The 16,936-nt window shown below is 72.3% G+C and carries 16 protein-coding genes; 10 read left to right on the top strand and 6 right to left on the bottom strand.

Going from position 1 to position 16,936, the window contains the following annotated elements:
• Position 1: 1 nt before the first annotated feature.
• Positions 2–715 carry a haloacid dehalogenase type II gene (locus tag ACFQ46_RS13315; protein ID WP_380259908.1) on the bottom strand — a complete coding sequence of 238 codons (714 nt, stop codon included), beginning with the start codon at positions 713–715 and terminating at the stop codon, positions 2–4.
• A gap of 226 nt (positions 716–941) precedes the next feature.
• Between ACFQ46_RS13315 and ACFQ46_RS13310 the strand changes: the two genes are divergently transcribed.
• Complete coding sequence (locus ACFQ46_RS13310) at positions 942–1,097, top strand: hypothetical protein (protein ID WP_328292282.1); 156 nt, start codon at positions 942–944, stop codon at positions 1,095–1,097.
• Positions 1,098–1,192: 95 nt separating this feature from the next.
• Here the strand turns inward: ACFQ46_RS13310 and ACFQ46_RS13305 are convergent, their stop codons facing one another.
• Both ACFQ46_RS13305 and ACFQ46_RS13300 read right to left on the bottom strand, forming a co-directional pair.
• Positions 1,193–2,008: an alpha/beta fold hydrolase gene (locus tag ACFQ46_RS13305; protein ID WP_380259997.1), complete on the bottom strand. Its 816-nt coding sequence runs from the start codon at positions 2,006–2,008 to the stop codon at positions 1,193–1,195.
• A gap of 10 nt (positions 2,009–2,018) precedes the next feature.
• Positions 2,019–3,464, bottom strand: a complete 1,446-nt coding sequence (locus ACFQ46_RS13300) for a GuaB1 family IMP dehydrogenase-related protein (protein WP_380259907.1) — start codon at positions 3,462–3,464, stop codon at positions 2,019–2,021.
• Positions 3,465–3,581: 117 nt separating this feature from the next.
• Between ACFQ46_RS13300 and ACFQ46_RS13295 the strand changes: the two genes are divergently transcribed.
• From ACFQ46_RS13295 to ACFQ46_RS13280, 4 genes are all read left to right on the top strand, one after another.
• On the top strand, positions 3,582–4,349 hold the full coding sequence (locus ACFQ46_RS13295; RefSeq protein ID WP_380259906.1) for a response regulator transcription factor: 768 nt from the start codon (positions 3,582–3,584) through the stop codon (positions 4,347–4,349).
• Between the two features lie 122 nt (positions 4,350–4,471).
• A complete protein-coding gene (locus ACFQ46_RS13290; RefSeq protein ID WP_380259996.1) occupies positions 4,472–5,521 on the top strand; it encodes a sensor histidine kinase in 1,050 nt (349 codons plus the stop codon).
• Positions 5,522–5,610: 89 nt separating this feature from the next.
• On the top strand, positions 5,611–9,453 hold the full coding sequence (locus ACFQ46_RS13285; RefSeq protein ID WP_380259905.1) for a multifunctional oxoglutarate decarboxylase/oxoglutarate dehydrogenase thiamine pyrophosphate-binding subunit/dihydrolipoyllysine-residue succinyltransferase subunit: 3,843 nt from the start codon (positions 5,611–5,613) through the stop codon (positions 9,451–9,453).
• 172 nt (positions 9,454–9,625) lie between these two features.
• The gene (locus ACFQ46_RS13280; protein ID WP_328292287.1) at positions 9,626–10,228 is read left to right on the top strand and encodes a GDSL-type esterase/lipase family protein; all 603 of its coding nucleotides are present in this window, start codon (positions 9,626–9,628) and stop codon (positions 10,226–10,228) included.
• A gap of 16 nt (positions 10,229–10,244) precedes the next feature.
• On the opposite strand, the gene ACFQ46_RS13275 is transcribed toward ACFQ46_RS13280, so the two are convergent.
• Positions 10,245–10,886, bottom strand: coding sequence for an ATP-binding cassette domain-containing protein (locus ACFQ46_RS13275; RefSeq protein WP_380259904.1), 642 nt, complete (start codon positions 10,884–10,886; stop codon positions 10,245–10,247).
• A gap of 106 nt (positions 10,887–10,992) precedes the next feature.
• On the opposite strand from ACFQ46_RS13275, the gene ACFQ46_RS13270 reads away from it, so the two are divergent.
• The 4 genes from ACFQ46_RS13270 to ACFQ46_RS13255 all read left to right on the top strand — a co-directional run bounded on the left by ACFQ46_RS13270 (position 10,993) and on the right by ACFQ46_RS13255 (position 15,462).
• Positions 10,993–12,678: an alkaline phosphatase D family protein gene (locus tag ACFQ46_RS13270; RefSeq protein ID WP_380259903.1), complete on the top strand. Its 1,686-nt coding sequence runs from the start codon at positions 10,993–10,995 to the stop codon at positions 12,676–12,678.
• A 101-nt stretch (positions 12,679–12,779) separates the two neighbouring features.
• Positions 12,780–13,715, top strand: a complete 936-nt coding sequence (locus ACFQ46_RS13265) for an ABC transporter substrate-binding protein (RefSeq protein ID WP_380259902.1) — start codon at positions 12,780–12,782, stop codon at positions 13,713–13,715.
• Positions 13,712–14,674: an amino acid ABC transporter permease gene (locus ACFQ46_RS13260; RefSeq protein ID WP_380259901.1), complete on the top strand. Its 963-nt coding sequence runs from the start codon at positions 13,712–13,714 to the stop codon at positions 14,672–14,674. The genes ACFQ46_RS13265 and ACFQ46_RS13260 overlap by 4 nt, the downstream gene beginning before the upstream one ends.
• On the top strand, positions 14,671–15,462 hold the full coding sequence (locus ACFQ46_RS13255) for an amino acid ABC transporter ATP-binding protein (protein ID WP_380259900.1): 792 nt from the start codon (positions 14,671–14,673) through the stop codon (positions 15,460–15,462). Before ACFQ46_RS13260 ends, ACFQ46_RS13255 begins: the two co-directional genes overlap by 4 nt.
• Here ACFQ46_RS13255 and ACFQ46_RS13250 read toward each other — a convergent pair.
• Positions 15,450–16,280, bottom strand: coding sequence for an alpha/beta fold hydrolase (locus ACFQ46_RS13250; RefSeq protein WP_380259899.1), 831 nt, complete (start codon positions 16,278–16,280; stop codon positions 15,450–15,452). The two genes, ACFQ46_RS13255 and ACFQ46_RS13250, sit on opposite strands and share 13 nt — an antisense overlap.
• Before the next feature lie 52 nt (positions 16,281–16,332).
• Here ACFQ46_RS13250 and ACFQ46_RS13245 point away from each other — a divergent pair, with 52 nt between their 5' ends.
• Positions 16,333–16,803 carry a hypothetical protein gene (locus tag ACFQ46_RS13245; protein ID WP_380259898.1) on the top strand — a complete coding sequence of 157 codons (471 nt, stop codon included), beginning with the start codon at positions 16,333–16,335 and terminating at the stop codon, positions 16,801–16,803.
• A 10-nt stretch (positions 16,804–16,813) separates the two neighbouring features.
• Here the strand turns inward: ACFQ46_RS13245 and ACFQ46_RS13240 are convergent.
• A partial coding sequence (locus tag ACFQ46_RS13240) for a Fe-Mn family superoxide dismutase (protein ID WP_380259995.1) occupies positions 16,814–16,936 on the bottom strand: 123 nt, incomplete at its 5' end.

Here is a 16,936-nt window from a genome sequence, read left to right as displayed (position 1 = left end):
CTCACCGCTCCCCGGCGGCGAGCCGGGCCCGCAGGTCCACCAGACCCCTCGCGTGCACCCGGGGGGAGGCGAACGACGCCGGGTACGGGGTGCCGCGGCGGTCGATCCAGGCGGTGCCCAGCCCCGCCCGCGCCGCCCCGTCCACGTCCCACAGGTGCACGGCGACGAGCAGCGACTCCTCCGCCCGGGCCCCGCTGACGCGCAGGACGTGCTCGTACGCGGCGGGCGCCGGCTTCCACACCCCGACGTCCTCCACCGACAGCACGGCCTCGAACTCCTCCCGCACGCCGGCCGCCGTCAGCAACTGCTCCCCCACCCGGACCGAGCCGTTGCTCAGGGTGAAGAGCCGGTGGCCGTCCGCCCGCAGACCCCGGACACCGTCGACGACGTCGGGGTGCAGGGGCAGTCGGCCCATCCCGTCCAGCACGTGCTCGACCGCGCTCTCCAGACTGCCGTCCAGACCCGCGGCCGGGTCCTCCCAGAGGTCGACGTCGTGCAGCAGGGTCCGCAACGCCTCGGCGCCCAGCTGCGCGAAGGGACGCGCGTCCCCCACCGCGCTCAGGGCGAACCCGTCGCGCAGCACGGTGGCGAACCAGAGCGGGGCCCGGTGCGCGGGAGCGCCCACCGCGAGGAACCGCTCGGCCAGCGGCGCGAGGTCGGAGAGCGTCTCGTTGACGTCGAAGACGATCACCGAGGGGGACGGGGTCGGGCTCACAGGGAACTCCTTCACCGGGGACACCGGAGTCATCCTCCGGCCGGCGGGCCCCGCGCGCTCGCGGCGGTAGCCGTCGCACATCTCCGTGCTCGGGCGATCACCCCGCGTCGCAGTTCCGGGCGATGGGGTGAATCAAGCGCTCAGAGACGTCCGTACGGCGTCTCAGTTCGCCGATCCGGCGCCCACGCGGTCTGATCAAGGCTCATCCCCCACCTGGAGGCACCACATGATCATCCTGGGCATCGTCCTTCTCATCGTCGGTCTGCTCGCCAAGATCTCGATCCTCACCACCATCGGGGTCGTCCTGCTCGTCATCGGCGCGGTCCTGGCCATCCTGGGCGCGGCCGGGCGTGAGATCGCGGGCCGCAAGCACTGGTTCTGAGGTTCCACCGCCCGGGCGAGGGCTGACGACCGAGGGCTGACGACGAGGTGCCGGACGACGGTGACGGCAGCCTCGCCCGGTCACCGCAGCAACCCTCAGAAGAGGGTGTCCCCCAGCAGGAACGTCTCGATCGGCGCGACGCAGCGCCGCGCGGCGCGCAGCAGGGAGTCGTGGCCGCAGCCGCCCGCGACGAGCGCGGTCGCGGTCGGGACGGCCTCGGCCATCGCGAGCGCCGCAGTGCCGAAGTGCTCGGGGCTCCTCTCCCCGAAGAGCAGCAGGGCGCGGGCGGGCAGACCGGCGTAGACGTCGGCGGGGCCGTCGAACTGCAGCCCGGCGCGGGTCTCGGCGAGGACCTGCGGCAGCCGGGCCGCGGTGGAGCGTCCCCACTCGGTCCGGGCCAGCACCCCGCCGAGCAGTCGCTGCACCCGCTCCGACCGCACGGCCTGCGAGGAGGACCGCAGGTGGCGGTCCAGGTGGGCCAGGGCGAGGTCGGGGGAACCGGTCGCGAGCGCACGGGCGGCCTGCTCGAGGGCTTCCTCGGGAACCGACCCGTCGATGGGCAGGACGGCGTCGTAGACGGCGACGCGGTCGATGCTGCGCTCCAGCAGCCCGGCCGTGGCGAGCAGGGCGACGAGACCGCCGAGGCCGTGGCCGAGGACGAGCCTCGCTCCGGTGCGGGTCAGCAACGATCCGAGCAGGGCGACGTCGTCGGCGACGGCGTAGCGCTCCCCGGCGCGGCCGACGGCCTCGCGGTCGTAGCGGTGCACGGTGAACCGGGCGCCGAGGCGGTCGGCGAGCTTCGCGTAGTCGGCCGACCCGCGGACGCCGTGCACGAGGACGAGACCCGGTCCGGTGCCGGAGGTGACGACGTCGACGGGCGAACCGTCCGCCCGCCGCACGCCTTCGAGCATCACGGGGAGGTCACCACCCCGCAGGCAGCGGACGACCCTCGTCGTACCCGGCGGAGGACTGGATCCCGACGACGGCGCGTTCGGCGAACTCGGCGACCGAGCGCGCGCCGACGTAGGTGAAGGAGGACCGCACGCCGGAGGTGATCTGGTCGAGGAGGTCCTCGACGCCGGGGCGGGCGGGGTCCAGGTGCATGCGCGAGGAGGAGATGCCCTCCTCGAAGAGTCCCTTGCGGGCACGCTGGAACGGGGTGTCGGCCCGGGTGCGGGCGGCGACCGCGCGGGCCGAGGCCATCCCGAAGCTCTCCTTGTAGGCCCGGCCGGCGGCGTCGTGGGCGAGGTCGCCGGGGCTCTCGTGGGTCCCGGCGAACCAGGAGCCGACCATGACCTGGCTGGCCCCGGCGGCGAGGGCGAGCGCGACGTCGCGCGGGTGCCGGACCCCGCCGTCGGCCCAGACGTGCCCGCCGAGCTCGCGCGCCGCGGCGGCGCACTCGAGGACGGCGGAGAACTGGGGGCGTCCGACGCCGGTCATCATCCGGGTCGTGCACATCGCGCCGGGGCCGACGCCGACCTTCACGATGTCCGCGCCGGCCTCCAGCAGGTCGCGGACGCCCTGGGCGGTGACGACGTTGCCCGCGACGACGGGGACCTGCGGGTCGAGGCCGCGGACGGCGCGCAGCGCCTCGAGCATCTTCTCCTGGTGGCCGTGCGCGGTGTCGACCACGATGGTGTCGATCCCGGTGTCCAGCAAGGCCTTCGCGGTGGCCGCGACGTCGCCGTTGATGCCGACGGCGGCGGCGATCCGCAACCGGCCGTGGGCGTCGAGGGCCGGGGTGTAGACGGTGGAGCGCAGCGCGCCGGTCCGGGTGAGGGCCCCGACGAGGACCCCGTCGCGCACGACGGGGGCGAACCTGCGGCGGGAGTCGTGCAGCGTGGCGAAGGCGGCCTCGAGGTCGGCCTCGGCCACCGCGGCCTCGATGCTCACCGGTTTCGTGCTCATGACCGTGCCGACCTGGGTGAAGCGGTCGACGTCGGCGCAGTCCGCGGGGGTGACGACACCCAGCACGTGCCGGTCGGCGTCGAGCACGACGGCGGCGCCGTGGGAGCGCTTGGGCAGCAGGTTCAGCGCGTCGGCGACGGTGTCGTGCTCGTGCAGCACGACGGGGGTCTCGAAGACGGGGTGGCGGCCCTTGACCCAGGCGACGACCTCGGCGACGACGTCGAGGGGCAGGTCCTGCGGCAGGACGGCCATCCCGCCGCGGCGGGCGATCGTCTCGGCCATCCGGCGCCCGGACACGGCGGTCATGTTGGCGACGACGACGGGGATCGTCGTCCCGGTCCCGTCACCGGTGGCGAGGTCGACGTCGAGCCGGGAGGTCACGGTGGACCGCGACGGGGCGAGGAAGACGTCGCTGTAGGTGAGGTCGTGCTCGGGCCGGGAGCCGTCGAGGAAGTGCACGGGCACAGCCTAGGCCGACCCCTCCCTCGCGGAGAGCCTGTGCAGGCCTCGTGCACACAGCGGGCGTCCGGGCCGCGTCCGGGTTCGGCAGCGCCCGGCCGTCCTACCCTGAGCGGTATGAGCATCGGAACCACGTCCGCACCCCAGGGCGGGCAGGGCCAGCAGCCGCCGCGGACGGCCGTCGTCGTCGAGGACGAGCCCACCATCGCCGACGCCGTCGCGCGCCGCCTGCGCGCGGAGGGCTACACCGTCGAGACCGCCGGGGACGGCCCCAGCGGCGTCGAGCTGTGCGAGCGGGTGAACCCCGACGTCGTCGTGCTCGACGTGATGCTCCCCGGTTTCGACGGGCTCGAGGTCTGCCGCCGCGTGCAGGCCGCCCGTCCGGTGCCGGTGCTGATGCTCACGGCCCGCGACGACGAGACGGACAAGCTCGTCGGCCTCGGCGTCGGGGCCGACGACTACATGACGAAGCCGTTCTCGATGCGCGAGCTCGTGGCCCGCGTGAACGGCCTGGTCCGCCGGGTGGAACGGGCCCGCGCCCTCGTCGGCGCCCCCGCCCCCTCGGCGGAGGCCATGCGCTTCCCCGTCTCCGACGGCGAGCTGGAGATCGACCGCGCGCAGCGCCGGGTCCGCCGCGCGGGCGCGGAGGTGCACCTGACGCCGACGGAGTTCGACCTGCTGGTCTGCCTGGCGGAGTCCCCGCGCACGGTCCTGACCCGCGAGAAGCTGCTCGAGGAGGTGTGGGACTGGGCCGACGCCTCGGGCACCCGGACCGTGGACAGCCACGTGAAGGCGTTGCGCCGCAAGCTGGGCGCCGACCTCGTCCGCACCGTCCACGGTGTCGGCTACGCCTTCGAGCCCACCGGCGGTCAGGAGACCTCGTGAGCTCCCGGACGCCCGAACCCCTGCAGGGCACCGGCCTCACCGGTCCGATCCCGATCACCGGCGCGGCGCACGACGCCCGCGCCGGTGCGGCCCGGACGGCGACGCGCCGGCCGTGGCCGGACGTGCGTCCGCTCGACCCGGTCCACTCGATCAAGACGAAGCTGGCCGTGCTGGTGGGGGCCTCGGTGACGGTGGCCGCCCTGCTGGTGTGGGGCGGGCTGCGGCTGGTGGAGATCCACATCGGGCCCCGCTACACCCTGCCCATCGCCATCGTCGTGACCCTCGTCTTCACCCAGGTGCTGGCGCGGGGCATGACGTCCCCCCTGCGCGACATGACGGCCGCGGCCCGCGCGATGGCCGGGGGTGACTACTCCCGACGGGTCCGCTCCACCTCCAACGACGAGGTCGGCGAACTCGCCGACGCGTTCAACCGGATGGCCGAGGACCTCGAGGCCGTCGACCGCGAGCGCCGGGAGCTCGTCGCGAACGTGAGCCACGAGCTGCGGACGCCGGTGTCGGCGCTGCACGCGGTGATGGAGAACCTCGTGGACGGGGTCTCGGAGCCGGACCACGAGACGTTGAACACGGCACTGGCCCAGACCGAGCGCCTGGGCCGGCTGGTGGAGCAGCTCCTGGACCTGTCCCGCCTGGACGCGGGGGCGGTGTCGCTGGACCGCGAGGACCTGGCTCTGGAGCCGTTCCTGGGTCAGGCGACGCGGGCGATGTCGATGACGGGCCGCGACGTGCAGTTCGTCCTGGACGTCGAGCCGCGGGGGCTGGACGTCTACGTCGACTCGGCGCGGTTGCACCAGGTGGTGGCGAACCTGCTGGACAACGCGTCGCGCCACTCCCCGCCCGGCGGCAAGGTGTTCGTCTCGGCGCACCCGGTGGGTGACGCGGGGCAGGTGGTGCGGATCAGCGTGCAGGACCAGGGGCCGGGGATCCCGGACGCCGACCGCGAGCGGGTGTTCGAGCGGTTCCAGCGCGGGAGCGCGCGCACCGACGGCGGGACGGGACTCGGGCTGGCCATCGCGCGCTGGGCCGTGCAGTTGCACGGCGGGACGATCCGGGTGGCGCCGACCCCGGAGGGGGGCGGGTGCCGGATCGACGTCAACCTGCCCAGGGTGACCAATGCTTCACCGGGTGTGACCAAAGCCGCAGCGTCGAGCTGAGGGCGGGCGGCGGGCGCATACCACACGGGGATAGGGTGGAGCAGCGCCCGCAGTCGGATGACAACCTTGAGGAAGAAGGCGACAACGCCGTGCCTCCACAGCCCTCGCACCACGAGGACAAGATCGCAGCGACGTTCGGCCCGAACGAGTGGCTCGTCGACGAGCTGTACGAGCAGTACCTGGCCGACAAGTTCTCCGTCGACGAGGCGTGGTGGGAGTTCTTCGCGGACTACTCCCCCGCGGACAGCCCCGCAGGCACCACCCAGGCCGCCCCGGCCGGCGCGAACGGCACGAGCAACGGGCACGCGAACGGCGCCACGAGCACGACCCCCGCGGTGAGCGCTCCCGCGAAGACCTCGCAGTCCCCCGCCGCGACGGATCCCGCGACGAAGGCCCCCGCCGTGAAGACCCCCGAGCCGGCGCCCGCACCGAAAGCCGCCGAGAAGGCGGTCGAGCAGGCGGTCGTGGAGCCGGCCCCGCAGCCGACGAAGACCGAACCGAAGGTCGTGACCAAGGACGTGTCCGTCACGGACAACGCACCCGCAGCCCCCCGCACCGACACGGTGACCCCGCTGCGCGGCCCCGCCGCGCGCGTGGTGAGCAACATGGAGGACTCCCTCGAGGTCCCCACCGCGACGAGCGTGCGCGCGATCCCGGCGAAGCTGCTGGTCGACAACCGCATCGTCATCAACAACCACCTCAAGCGCGCCCGGGGCGGGAAGGTCTCCTTCACCCACCTCATCGGGTTCGCCGTCGTCGAGGCGCTGGCGACGATGCCGTCGATGAACGCGGCCTACACGACGGACGCCAAGGGCAAACCAGCTGTGCTGCAGCCGGCCCAGGTGAACCTCGGGATCGCCATCGACCTCCCGAAGCCCGACGGCACGCGGCAGCTGATGGTGCCCGCGGTGAAGGACTCCGGCGGCAAGAACTTCTCGGAGTTCTGGACCGCCTACGAGGACGTCGTGCGCCGCGCGCGCGGCGGCAAGCTCACCGCGGACGACTTCGCCGGCACGACGATCAGCCTCACGAACCCGGGCACGATCGGGACGGTCCACTCCGTCCCGCGCCTGGTGAAGGGCCAGGGCGCGATCATCGGCGTCGGAGCGATGGAGTACCCCGCGGAGTACCAGGGCGCCAGCGAGGAGACCCTGACCCGCCTCGCGGTCAGCAAGGTCATCACGCTGACCTCGACCTACGACCACCGCATCATCCAGGGCGCCGGCTCGGGTGAGTTCCTGCGGATCGTGCACGCGAAGCTGCTGGGCGAGGACGGGTTCTACGACCGCGTCTTCCAGGCGCTGCACATCCCCTACCAGCCGATCCGCTGGACGCCGGACATCTCGATCAGCCACGACGACCAGATCAACAAGACGGCCCGTCTCGTCGAGCTGATCCACGCCTACCGGGTGCGCGGTCACCTCATGGCCGACACCGACCCGCTGTCCTACGAGCAGCGCATCCACCCCGACCTCGAGATCGAGACCCACGGCCTGACGCTGTGGGACCTCGACCGCGAGTTCCCCACCGGGGGTTTCGGCGGCAAGGCGCACATGAAGCTGCGCGACGTCCTCGGGGTGCTGCGCGACTCCTACTGCCGCACCGTCGGCATCGAGTACATGCACATCCAGGAACCGGACCAGCGCAAGTGGATCCAGGACCGGGTGGAACGTCCCTACGCGAAGCCGTCGGCGGCGGAGCAGCTGCGGATCCTGCGCCGCCTCAACGCGGCCGAGGCGTTCGAGACGTTCCTGCAGACGAAGTACGTGGGGCAGAAGCGGTTCTCCCTCGAGGGCGGCGAGTCCGTCATCGCGCTGCTGGACGCGCTGCTGTCCCGCGCGGCGACGAACGGCATGGACGAGGTCTGCCTCGGGATGGCCCACCGCGGTCGCCTCAACGTGCTGACCAACATCGCCGGCAAGAGCTACTCGCAGGTGTTCCGCGAGTTCGAGGGCATGCAGGACCCGCGCACCGTCCAGGGTTCCGGGGACGTGAAGTACCACCTGGGCACCGAAGGCACCTTCACGGGCGAGGACGGCGAACAGACGAAGGTCTACGTCGCCGCGAACCCCTCCCACCTCGAGGCCGTCGACCCGGTGCTCGAGGGCGTCGCGCGCGCCAAGCAGGACCGGATCAACATGGCGGGCAAGACCTTCCCCGTCCTGCCGGTCCTCATCCACGGTGACGCGGCGTTCGCCGGTCAGGGTGTCGTCGCCGAGACGCTGAACCTCTCCCAGCTGCGCGGCTACCGCACCGGTGGTTCCGTCCACGTCGTCATCAACAACCAGGTCGGGTTCACCACCGCCCCCGCGTCCTCGCGGTCCTCGGTGTACTGCACCGACGTCGGCCGGATGATCCAGGCGCCGATCTTCCATGTGAACGGCGACGACCCGGAGGCCTGCGTCCGGGTGGCGCAGCTGGCCTTCGAGTTCCGCCAGACGTTCGAGAAGGACGTCGTCATCGACATGGTCTGCTACCGCCGCCGCGGTCACAACGAGGGCGACGACCCCTCGATGACGCAGCCGCTGATGTACAACCTCATCGAGAAGAAGCGCAGCGTCCGCAAGGGCTACACCGAGCAGCTCATCGGCCGCGGCGACATCTCCGTCGAGGACGCCGAGGAGGCGCTGCGCGACTACTCCGCCCAGCTCGAGCGCGCCTTCGCCGAGACCAAGGAGTCCAAGTCCGGTCCCGTCGACGGCGACAGCCGCGGCGGGCTGGAGAAGCCGGCCGCGCAGGAGGCCGACGCGCGGACCCCCGCCCGGACCCACCCGACGGCGGTGGACGCGGCGGTGCTCAAGCACATCGGTCAGGTGCAGTCGAACCCGCCCGAGGGGTTCACCGTCCACCCCAAGCTGCGGCAGCTGCTCGACAAGCGCGAGCAGATGTCCACCGACGGCGGGATCGACTGGGGCTGGGGCGAGCTGCTCGCCTTCGGGTCGCTGCTCATGGAGGGCACCCCCGTCCGCCTCGCCGGCCAGGACTCCCGCCGTGGCACGTTCGTCTCGCGCCACGCCGTCCTCACCGACCGCGTCACGGGCGACGAGTGGACCCCGCTGCTCTACCTGGGCCGCGAGGGCCAGGAGCAGGGCAAGTTTTGGATCTACGACTCGCTGCTGTCCGAGTACGCCGCGATGGGCTTCGAGTACGGCTACTCGGTCGAACGTCCCGACGCGCTCGTCCTGTGGGAGGCGCAGTTCGGCGACTTCTTCAACGGCGCGCAGACGGTCATCGACGAGTTCATCGTCGCGGGCCAGCAGAAGTGGGGCCAGCACTCCTCCGTCGTGCTGCTGCTGCCGCACGGCTACGAGGGCCAGGGCCCGGACCACTCCTCGGGTCGCATCGAGCGGTTCCTGCAGATGTGCGCCGAGGACAACATGACCGTCGCGGTCCCCTCGACCCCGGCGAGCCACTTCCACCTGCTGCGCCGTCAGGCCTACGCCCGTCCGCGCCGCCCGCTGGTCGTCTTCACCCCGAAGTCGATGCTCCGGCTGAAGGCCGCGCAGTCCTCCGTGGAGGACTTCACCTCGGGGACCTTCCAGGAGGTCATCGACGACCAGGGCGGGCTGGACCCGGCCGAGGTGACCCGGGTGCTGATGTGCTCGGGGAAGGTCTACTGGGACCTCCTCGCCGAGCGCACCGCGCGCCAGGACACGACGACGGCGATCGTCCGCCTCGAACAGCTCGCGCCGCTCCCGGTCGACGAGGCCGTCCGCGTCCTCGGGCAGTACCCGAACGCGGAAGCGGTCTGGGTGCAGGAGGAACCGGCGAACCAGGGCGGTTGGTGGCACGTCGCGATGGGTCTCTTCCCGTCGCTGAACGCGAAGCTCCGTCTCGTCTCGCGTCCCGCCTCCGCCTCTCCGGCCGCCGGTTCGGCCAAGCGCCACCAGGCCGAGCAGCGCCAGATCGTCGAAGAGGCGTTCAACCGCTGATCGCGGCGTCCGCGGCGAACCCCGTCACCCCTCGTGGGTGGCGGGGTTCCGCGCGTGGTGCCCGGCGAGCGCAGCGGGGTCCCCGGCAGCGACTATCCTCGGCCTGCCCCGCCAGTCATTCGTGGCACGACCCCCTGATGAGGAGCACCACCCGCGTGAGCGAGGACCTGAAGTGAACGGCCGCTACGACGTGCGGGTGTGCCTCGTCGGCGACGAGTTCGTCACCGGTGTGGGCGACCCCCGCGCCCTCGGCTGGGTCGGCCGCGTGTCGGCCCGCACCCCGCGCGACGACCGCGACATCACCCTCTTCCCGCTCGGCGTGCCGGGCGAGACGACGACGGACCTGAACAACCGCTGGCGCGAGGAGACCTCGCGCCGCTTCGTCGGCGGCGACGAGCACCGCCTCGTCGTCGGCCTCGGCCACGCCGACCTCGACGCCGGGACGACGCTGGCCCGCAGCCGCCTCAACCTGGCCAACGTCCTCGACGAGTGCGAGGCCCGCGGTCTGCCGACCCTCGTCGTCGGCCCGACGCCGGTCTCCGACGCGGAGCGCAACGAACGCATCGGTGACCTCGCCGACGCCTTCGCCGACGTCTGCGCGCGCCGCCGGATCTCCTACGTCGACACCTTCTCCCCGCTCGCCGAGCACGAGGACTGGTACGCCGACCTCGCCGCCTCCGACGGGATCCACCCGGGCCAGGCCGGCTACGGGCTGCTGGCGTGGCTGGTGCTGCACAGCGGGTGGTACGACTGGCTGGGCGTCCCGCAGCCGTGACGGCTTACGCGTCGACTCACAGGACCCGGCGCCAGTAGCGCTGCGGCGCATCGAGGAAGAAGCGCCAGTCCTTCACGATCGCCAGGTCCTCCCAGTCGACGCGGGTGAGGCCCTGCTCGTCGACCTGCAGGATGCGGGCGCCGGGCAGGGCCGTCAGCACCGGTGAGTGCGTCGCGCAGAGCACCTGCTTGCCCTCCGCCGCCATCTGCGCGAACGAGGCGCCCAGGACGAGGGAGTTCCGGAACGACAACGCCGACTCGGGTTCGTCGAGCAGCAGCATCCCGACCGGACGCATCCAGGGGGCGCCGACGACGTCGAGGAACGACTCCCCGTGGCTCATCTCGTGCAGGTTCGAGTGGGCCGGCGACCCGGCGTCGCGCAGGAAGCTGTAGAAGCGGTGCATCGTCTCCGCGCGGAGGAAGAACACCTCCCGGGCCTTCGCGACGCCGCGCACGACCTCCAGCCGGGACCCGAGGCTCGAGGCGTCCACGGCGGCCTCCGCCCGACCGGGGGCGTGGCGGCGCAACCCGCCCTCGGCGTGGACCTCGAGGGCCTCGGCGATCCCCTCGACCAGCGTCGACTTCCCCGCCCCGTTCTCCCCGACGAGGAACGTCACCCCGGCGGGCAGGTCCAGACCCTCGGTGAGCAGTTGTGTCACAGCGGGTATCGAGTCCGGCCACGCAGTGCCGTCGACCTCGGCATCCGGGCGACGGTGGACACGGCGTACGAGTCGCGGACCTCTCGGCATGGTCCAAGATTGCCCGGTGCCCCAACTCCTGCTCGGACCGATCCTGCGCCACGTCGATGCGACGGGAGCCACGGTCTGGGTGGAGGTCGACTCCCCCGGGTCCGTCACCGTCGACGTCACCCTGCCCGACGGCTCCACCGTGCGGGGCGGGGACCGGACGCTGAGCCTGCACGGACACCACTTCGCCCTCGTCGTGGTCGACGGGCTGCCGACGGGCCAGTCGCTGCCCTACACGGTCAGCGTCGACGACGTGGGCGTCTGGCCGCTCGTGGGGTCCTCGTGGCCCGCGTCGTGGATCAGCACCCCCGCGCCCGGGGACGAACTGCGCCTCGCCTTCGGGTCGTGCCGCCGCGCCGGGGACGACGGGGAGGAGTCCACGGCCCTCGTCGGGGTCGACGCGCTCTCCGCGCTGGCCCGGCGGATGGTCGACCAGCCCGAGACTCCGCGCCCGGACCTGCTGCTCTTCGTCGGTGACCAGGTCTACGCCGACGACCCCAACCCCGGGATCGTCGACCGGCTGCGCGAGCGCAACGAGGGCCGCCCCGAGGGGGCGCGCGAGGTCCGCGACGAGATCGGGGACTTCGAGGAGTACACCTGGCTCTACCACGAGACCTGGGGCCCGGAGGCGGTCCGCTGGCTGCTCTCGACGGTCCCGACCTGCATGCTGCTCGACGACCACGACCTGCGTGACGACTGGAACACCTCCGACGTGTGGCGTCGTCAGGTCAGCGAGCGGCCGTGGTGGGAGGACCGGGTCAAGGGCGCGTTCGCGAGCTACTGGATCTACCAGCACCTCGGCAACCTCTCCCCGAAGGACCTCGCGCAGGACCGGCTCTGGCGGGTGCTGCGCGACATCGAGGGCGACACCGAACGCGACGCGGTCCTCGACGAGTTCGCCGCGACCGCCGACGCGGACCCCGCCAGCGCGCGCTGGAGCTTCTCGCGCGACCTCGGCGCGACCCGCCTGGTGGCCATCGACTCCCGCTGCGCGCGCCGCCTCGACCCGGACGACCGCCACATCACCGACGCCCAGGAGTGGGAGTGGGTGCGCGCCCAGGCCCTCGGCGTGGACCGCGAGGAGCCGCTGCAGCACCTGCTGCTGGCCACCACGCTGCCCGCGTTCCTGCTGCACGGGATCCACCACGCCGAGACGTTCGACGCGGCCGTCGCCGACGGCCGCTGGGGCGCCCGGGCCGCGGCGTGGGGCGAGAAGCTGCGCCAGGCCGCCGACCTGGAGCACTGGGCCGCCTTCCACCGCTCGTTCGTCGAGCTGGTGACGCTGCTGGGCGAGGTGGGCCGGCGCGAGCAGCCCCCCGCGAGCGTCCTGCTGCTCTCCGGCGACGTGCACTGCAGCTACACCGCGCAGGTCCACGTCCCCGGGGTGGACGCGGGACGCACCGCGATCCACCAGCTGGTGATGTCGCCGTTCCGCAACCCGCTGGAACGCGGGATGAAGGTCGCCAACCGGATCCTCGACCGCGCGCCCGTCCGCGGGTTCATCCGCGGGCTGGCCCTGCTGGCCGGGGTGCGCGAGCCCGACGTGCGCTGGGACGTCGAGCACGGGCCGTGGTTCGACAACGGTGTGATGACCGTCGTGCTCGACCCCGACGGCCCCGCCGGGGTCGAGGTGGACCACGCCGGGCGCAGCCAGGGCCTGCCGCGCCTGCGCCGGACGCTCACCCGGTCGTTGCGCGCCGTGTGACAAGTGCGTTACGAACGGGCGCGGCACCGGACACGGTGCTTCGTCCTCCGGCCACGTGGTCCACACTGTGTCCGCTCGACACCCGCCAACGGAGGTTTCCCGTGCCCGTTCGTCCCACCGCCCGCCGCCCGTTCCTGGGGGCCCTCGGCGCCCTGGCCGTCCTCGGTCTGACCGCGACCGGCTGCGGGTCGGACTCGCTCTCGCCCAGCGACTCCTCCTCCTCCACCACCAGCTCCGCGGCCGCCAGCGCGACCGGCAGCGCCGACGCCGCGCTGAAGGCGATGCTGCCGCAGTCGGTGCAGGACTCCGGGACGCTGCGGGTCGGCACCAACGCCGAGTACGCGCCGAACGAGTTCCTCGACGGCGACACGGTCAAGGGCATGGACATCGACGTCCTCAACGCCGTGGCCGCCAAGCTGGGCGTCAAGGTGGAGTACTCCAACGCGAGCTTCGACTCCCTCATCACGGGCGTCACCAGCAACCGCTACGACATCGCCATCTCGTCGTTCACCATCAACGCCGACCGCCTCGCCCAGGTGAACATGGTCCAGTACTACAACGCCGGAACCCAGTGGGTCGTGGCCAAGGGCAACCCGGACGGCATCGACCCCGCCAACGCCTGCGGCAAGACCGTCGCGGTGCAGTCGAACACCACCCAGTCCGACGACGACCTGCCGGTCCGCACCAAGGCCTGCACCGACGCGGGCAAGCCCACCATCACCGTCCTGTCCTTCGACTCCCAGGAGGACGCGACGACCGCCGTCGTCCAGGGTCGCGCGGCCGCGATGCTCGCCGACTCCCCGATCTCGGCGTACGCCGTCAAGCAGACCGGCGACAAGCTGGAACTCGCCGGGGACATCTACGACGCCGCGCCCTACGGCATCGTCACCCCGAAGGAGCAGACCTCCGAGGCCGACGCGATCTCGAAGGCCCTCACCGCGATCGCCGCCGACGGCAGCTACGAGGCCGCGCTGGACAACTGGGGCGGCGCCTCGGGTGCGGTGACGGAGTTCCCGGTCAACCCCTCCGTGTCGTGAGCACGAACTCCTCCGAGGAACGCCCCGGACGGATCGACGCCGTCGAAGTCCGGCACCCCTGGCGCTGGGTCGCGCTCGCCGTCATCGCCGTGCTGGCGCTCATGCTGGTGCACCTGCTGGCGACGAACGAGAACTTCGACTGGCCCTTCACCCTCCAGGTGATGAACCAGAACATCGTCATCCGCGGTTTCCTGGTGGGGACGCTGTTCACCACGGTCGTCGCGATGGTCATCGGGATCCTCGGCGGGGTCCTCCTCGCGGTCCTGCGACTGTCCGACAACAAGGTCCTCTCCGGCGTCGCGTGGGCGTTCACCTGGTTCTACCGGGCCATCCCGCGCTACGTGCTGCTCTCGATCACCGGCGGCATCGGCGCGCTGTTCGCGACGGGGCTCTCGATCGGGTTCCCCTTCGACTTCCTGCTGACGCAGTGGTTCGGGACCCCGGACCTGCGGCTGCTGACCGTGAGCCAGACGACCCTGTACGCCCTGTTCGGTGGCGTGTTCGGCGGCATCGTCGGCCTCGGGTTGTCCGAGGCCGCCTACATGGCCGAGATCGCCCGGGCCGGGCTGCTCAGCGTCGACGAGGGCCAGCACGAGGCGGCCGCGGCACTGGGGATGTCGAAGCGGCTCTCGATGCGGCGCATCGTGCTCCCGCAGGCGATGCGCGTCATCGTGCCGCCCACGGGCAACGAGGTCATCGCCATGCTCAAGGACACCTCGCTGCTCGCGGCGATCCCCGTGCAGGCCGAACTGTTCTTCCGGGTCGGCCAGATCAAGAACCAGACCTACCAGGTGATGGCGGGCAACATGGCGGCCGTCCTGTACTACCTCATCGCGACGTCCATCCTCATGGTCGGCCAGTACTTCCTGGAACGCCGGTTCGGTCGCGGCTACGGCGGCCAGCCCCGCCGTCGCCCGGCCGCCGCGGGCGTCTCGCTGGGCCCGGGGGGTGCGAAGTGAGCACCCCCCTGGTGACCCCGCTCGTCAGGGCGCTGAACGTCTCGAAGGCGTTCGGCCACGTCGAGGTCCTCAAGGGCATCGACCTCGAGGTGAACTCCGGTGAGGTCGTCTGCCTGCTCGGGCCGTCGGGTTCGGGCAAGACGACCTTGCTGCGCTGCATCAACTCCCTGGAACGCATCGACGGTGGCCGGATCTGGGTCGACGGCGACCTCGTCGGCCTGGAGGAGCGCAACGGCCGGCTGCACCGGCTGACCGACAAGCGGATCGCCGCCCAGCGCCGCGACATCGGCATGGTGTTCCAGCGGTTCAACCTCTTCCCGCACCTGACCGCGCTGGAGAACGTCGTCGAGGCCCCCATCAGGGTCCGGGGTCTGAGCCGCAAGCAGGCCCACGAACGCGCCGACGTCCTGCTGGAACGGGTCGGCCTGGCCGACCGGGCGCAGAACTACCCCTCGCAGCTCTCCGGGGGGCAGCAGCAGCGGGTCGCCATCGCCCGGGCGCTGGCGATGCAGCCGAAGCTCATGCTCTTCGACGAGCCGACCTCCGCGCTGGACCCGGAACTCGTCGGCGAGGTCCTCCAGGTGATGCGGGAACTCGCCGCCGACGGGACCACGATGGTCGTCGTGACCCACGAGGTCACGTTCGCCCGCGACGTCGCCGACCAGGTCGTCTTCATGGACGGCGGGGTCGTGGTGGAACGCGGCACCCCGGCCGAGGTCATCGGGAACCCGAAGGAGGAACGCACCCGGACCTTCCTGGCCCGGATGCGCGCCCATCAGGACGACTGAGGCAGGACCCGGAAGAACTCCCGCAGGCTCGCGGCGACGAGTTCCGGGGCACCGGCGACTCCACCGGTGACGGACGACCGGTCCTCCCACACGACCCGACGGGCGTGCGGGAGGGCCGCCGCGAGCGCGTCCATCCCGGCGGGCAGCGGGGGACGGCTCCGCTCCCCCTGGGCCAGCAGGATCGGCAGGTCGAGGTCGGCCAGCACCGACCAGCGGGTGGTGTCGACCTCGTCGGCGGCCAGGGCCTCGAGGTCGTGGGTCCAGCCCACGGCCTCGCGGGCGGCGGCCACCGGGTCCGGGTCGGCCAGCGTCGACAACGCGGCCAGGACGGGTTCCGGGGTCAGGCTGACCTCCCGGGCGAACAGGTCGGCGGCGGCGCGGAAGTCGCGGTCGGCGACGAGGCCGCGGTAGCGGGTGAGGACCCCCGGCAGGTGCGGACCGACCAGCAGCAGCGGCGGCTCGATCACCGTCAGCGAGCGGATCCCCGCGGGTTCCGCCAGGGCCGTGTGCAGGGCGAGGCTCGCGCCGTAGCCGACCCCGACGAGGTGGACGTCGGACTCGGTGACCGCGCGGATCGTGGCCAGCAGGTCGTGGACGTCGTGCACCTCCTGGACGAAGGTGCGGGTGCCCCGCGCGTCGGGACTCGGTGGGTACCCGCGCCGCGCGCAGCGCCACACCTCGAAGTCGGGCAGTGCCCGGGCGAGCGGGGCGAAGGTGTGTAACCCGCCGCCCGACCCGTGCAGGGCGAGCACTGGTTCGCCGGTTCCCGTCCGGCGCACGGCGAGGCCGGCGATGCGGTCCGTCGTCAACGTGTCCACACGAGTGAGCGTGCCACTCCGAGGGCGGGGAAGCCTAGCCTGACGTGCTGAGATGTCCCCCGTGACGTCCTCCCCGCACCCCGTCCACCTGCGCGTGCCCCTCGGCTGGCGCCTCTACCTGGGGTTGTTCGGCGTCGTCTGGTTCGCCCTGCTGTCGACGTTCGCGGTCCAGGCCGTCCGCGGGGGGCAGCCCGGCGGGGTCGCGGTGATCGTCGTGATGTTCCTCGTCGGCGAGGCCCTCGTGCTCCGCTCGGTGCGGGCCCGGGCCACGACGTCGGGGTCCACGCTGACCGTCCACAACGTCCTCTCCACCCGCCGGCTGGAACGCTCGCAGGTCGAGAGCGTCCGCGTCGGGCGCCCCACGGGGAACCCGGCCCGGCTCGGTCAGGTCCTGACCGTGCTGGACCGCTCGGGCGGCCTGGTCACGATCGACGCGTCGATGCGCACGACGCTCACCGCCGGCGGCAGGCAGGCTCTGCAGGAGCAGCGCGAGGCCCTGGAGGCCTGGCGCCGCTCCCGCTGAACCGCAGCGGTCAGGGGACGATGAGGCCCACGGTCCGGGTGCGCGCACGCTCGAAGCGCGAAGCGGCGTCCGCCCAGTTCGCGACGTTCCACCAGGCCTTGACGTAGTCCGGCTTCACGTTCTTGTAGTCCAG

Source organism: Kineococcus sp. GCM10028916 (assembly GCF_042674865.1).
GTDB lineage: Bacteria > Actinomycetota > Actinomycetes > Actinomycetales > Kineococcaceae > Kineococcus.
Note: the sequence above shows the minus strand (reverse complement) of the source record. Positions and strands in the feature narration are given on the sequence as shown.